This window comes from Halorubrum sp. AJ67, from assembly GCF_000513435.1.
Window position 1 is genome coordinate 454,305 of sequence record NZ_CBVY010000003.1, and the last position, 3,200, is coordinate 457,504.

The following is a 3,200-nucleotide window of genomic DNA, read 5'->3' on the forward strand; positions in this document are numbered from 1 at the left end:
GTCATACGGTCCGCTCGGAGCCCCGAGAAATAAGCGTGTTGAATAAACGTTCAATCAGGAGTGGTATATAGCGCACTCGCCTACGGGTCCGTATGGACGACCCGTTCGCGGAGCCGTCGGACACCCGGCAGGCGATCCTCGGTGCGGCGTTCCGCGCGCTCTGCGAACACGGGTACGCGAACGTCACGATCCAGCGGATCGGCGACGAGTTCGACAAGAGCCCGTCGCTCGTGTATCACCACTACGACGGGAAAGACGAGCTGCTGATCGACCTGTTGGAGTACTTGCTCGACCAGTTCGAGGCATCCATCGCGGACGGGAGCGCGGAGTCGTCGGAGGGAGATGCGCCGTCGAAGGGCGACGAGCCGTCAGAGTGTAGAGACGGAACCGCGGGCGAAAGAACCGAGATAGCCCCCGAGGCGGCCTTCGACCGGTCCGCTCGCGACCAGCTCGACGGCTACCTCACGGCCGCGGTCGATCCAGACTCGCTCAACGACGAGTACGCGCCGGACGCGCAGTTCGTCACGGTGATGACGGAGCTACGGGCACAGGCCGCCAGCGACGCGGCGTACCGCGACCACTTCGACCGCAGCGACCGCGTCTTCGGCGCGTACCTCGAACGCCTCGTCCGCGAGGCCGCGACCGAGGTACAACGCGACGACGAGTCGACGGAGACCGCCGGACCGGGCGGCGAGGCGGTCGACCCCGGCGAGGTGGCGGCGACACTCCAGACGTTCGCGACCGGCGGAATGTTCCGGTGGGCGACCACCGGTGACAGAGGATGGACGACGCCGTCGCGGACGGGGATAGACCGGTACCTCGAAACGGTGTTACCACGCGTCGATCCGGACGCAGCCGAGTCGGGCGGCGGGAACTGAGAGGGTCAGCGGTCGGTGACTCCCTCGGCGTCCATGTGAGAGACCTCCTCTTCGAGCCACTCGCGGAGCCACTTCACGCGCTTGATGCGCTGGTGTGCGATGCTCTCGGCGGTGTCGGAGACGACGCGCTCGGTGTGGTCGTACGCGCGCTGGAGCACGCGGTCCACCATCTTCGCGGAGTCCATGTGGGTCCGGGACTCGTACCCCATCCGCAACAGCATGAGGACCGCGCCGTTCGCGCCGACCTTGTCGAGCACGTCGGCCTCGATCAGACACCGGCTCTCCAAGGGCACGGCCGCCAGGTCGCCGGTGTACGAGTGATCGACGACGGCCCCGCACACCTCCTCGATGAACGACTCCGGGTAGTTGCCGCGGCTCTGGAGGTACTCGCGGGTGACGCGCGCGCCGGCCTCCGCGTGAACGTCCTGTTCGGCCTCCAGCTTCGCGACATCGTGGAAGACGGCGGCGACGCGGACCACGTCGACGTCCGCCCCCTCGGCCTCGGCGATCTCGGTCGCGAGGTCGACGACGTTGAGGATGTGGTTGAACCGGTACGACGACGAGTGCCACGGGTACCAGCGCATGCGTCCGCCGTCGTCCTCGCTCTCGACGCTGGCCGCGAGGTAGTCGCGGACGAACCCTTTCATCTCCTTGAAATCCTCGTCGCTCACCTCCGTTTCCTTAATTTCGACGCCCACCGGGACCACCTCGGGCGAAAAGATCGTGATTCATTACCGTCACCGAGGAGCGTTTCGGTCTTAGGCGTTACGACGGAGTCTCCGACCGAGGACGACATCGACGGCGAGGCGCGCGGGAGGCCCTCCGAGACGGGGCTCCGACGGTGCCGCGACGCGGGAGCGCAAAAGCCGCGGCGACGCGGGACGCTTAACAGGGCCGCGGTCGCATCGGCGGATATGTTGAGCCCCTTCGGGAGCGGCGACCGCGCTCGGTTCCAGCGGGCGGCGGCGGTCAACGTCGTCGGCAACGCGGTGAAGATCGCGGTCGTCGGGGCGACGGGACTCGCGTTCGGCAGCGTCGCGCTCCTGGCCGACGCCGCCCACTCCGTCGCCGACCTCGTCGCCAGCGCGGTCGTGTTCGTCTGGGGCGGTTCGCGGTACGAGGGCGCGGACGAGACGCACCCGCACGGCCACCAGCGGATCGAACCGCTGACGGCGCTGTTCGTCGGCGCGACGGTGGCGATCCTCGGACTGCTCCTGTTGCGCGAGTCGGTGCTCGGGTTCGTCGGGCCGGTCGAGGTGCGGCCGAGCCCCCTCCTCGTCGGAGCGCTGCTGTTCGCGATGGCCGACATGTACCTGCTGTACCGGTACACGGAACTGGTGAACGCCGACCTCGGGTCGACCGCGCTCGACGCCCTCGCGGTCGACAGTCTCAACGACATCTACACCACGGTCGCCGCCCTGGTCGGCGTGTTCGGCGTGTTGCTGAACGTCCCGGTCCTCGATCCGGTCGCCGGGGCGCTCGTCAGCGCTCTCGTCGTGTACCAAGGGATCGAGATCGGCCGCGAGAACGTCACGTACCTCGTCGGAGCCGCGCCGCCACCGGGCGACCGCAACCGCGTCGTCGCCGCCCTCCGCGACCACGCCGCCGTCAGGGGGTCCACGACCTCACCGTGTTCTACGACGGGACGGACCTGGAGGTCGAGGTCCACGTCGAGGTCGACGGGGCGATGACCCTCCGGGAGGCCCACGACGTGGAGACGGAGCTCGTCACGAGCCTCCGCGGGTTGGAGGACGTCGGCGACGTCCACGTCCACCTCGACCCCTCCGGGCTCGGGGAGTGGAAGGACGCACCGGATGCGGTCGACGCGCCGCCGGAGTGAGAGCGCCGACGGCCCGAGACCGCCGCCAGAACGTGCGAGCGGCGACGGCCCGAAACCGCCGGCGTGCGGGTTATGCCGACAGAACCCCTACGTCCGATATGATCGGTCGCCGCTGGTTAGAGATGACGTGGCGGGACGGACTGTTCGCCCACTGGCCCGTCGACCCGGAGGTCGTCGCGGCGGCGCTCCCCGACGGGCTCGACGTGGCGACCCATGACGGCGACGCGTACCTCGGCGTCGTCCCGTTCGTGATGGACGACATCCGCCCGCGGGGAGTGCCGATGGGGCTGTCGTTCCCGGAACTCAACCTCCGCACGTACGTCGAGGGACCGAACGGATCCGGCGTCTACTTCCACAGCCTCGACGCCGACGACCGGCTCGGCGTGGCGGTCGCCCGCGGCCTGTTCCGGCTGCCGTACTACCGGGCCGAGACCGACGTTCGGCGCGGGGACGCGACCGACGTTCGGCGCGGCGACGGGGAC

Annotated in this window: 2 protein-coding genes and 2 pseudogenes; 3 read left to right on the forward strand and 1 reads right to left on the reverse strand. The window is 69.1% G+C overall.

Going from position 1 to position 3,200, the window contains the following annotated elements; all coding sequences use genetic code 11:
* The first annotated feature begins 92 nt into the window (after positions 1–92).
* A complete protein-coding gene (locus BN903_RS05425) occupies positions 93–878 on the forward strand; it encodes a TetR/AcrR family transcriptional regulator (protein WP_048076722.1) in 786 nt (261 codons plus the stop codon).
* 5 nt (positions 879–883) lie between these two features.
* Here the strand turns inward: BN903_RS05425 and BN903_RS05430 are convergent, their stop codons facing one another.
* On the reverse strand, positions 884–1,585 hold the full coding sequence (locus BN903_RS05430) for an HD domain-containing protein (RefSeq protein WP_048076723.1): 702 nt from the start codon (positions 1,583–1,585) through the stop codon (positions 884–886).
* Between the two features lie 207 nt (positions 1,586–1,792).
* Between BN903_RS05430 and BN903_RS05435 the strand changes: the two are divergent.
* Together BN903_RS05435 and BN903_RS15595 are read left to right on the forward strand one after the other, a co-directional pair.
* A pseudogene (locus BN903_RS05435) lies at positions 1,793–2,718 on the forward strand (cation diffusion facilitator family transporter).
* 98 nt (positions 2,719–2,816) lie between these two features.
* Positions 2,817–3,179: pseudogene (locus BN903_RS15595) on the forward strand (YqjF family protein); the annotation flags it as partial.
* Positions 3,180–3,200: the final 21 nt, after the last annotated feature.

Excerpts from the sequence above, each read along its gene's own strand:
- BN903_RS05425 (WP_048076722.1), top strand. The coding sequence starts at position 93 with ATGGACGACCCGTTCGCGGAGCCGTCGGACACCCGGCAGGCGATCCTC.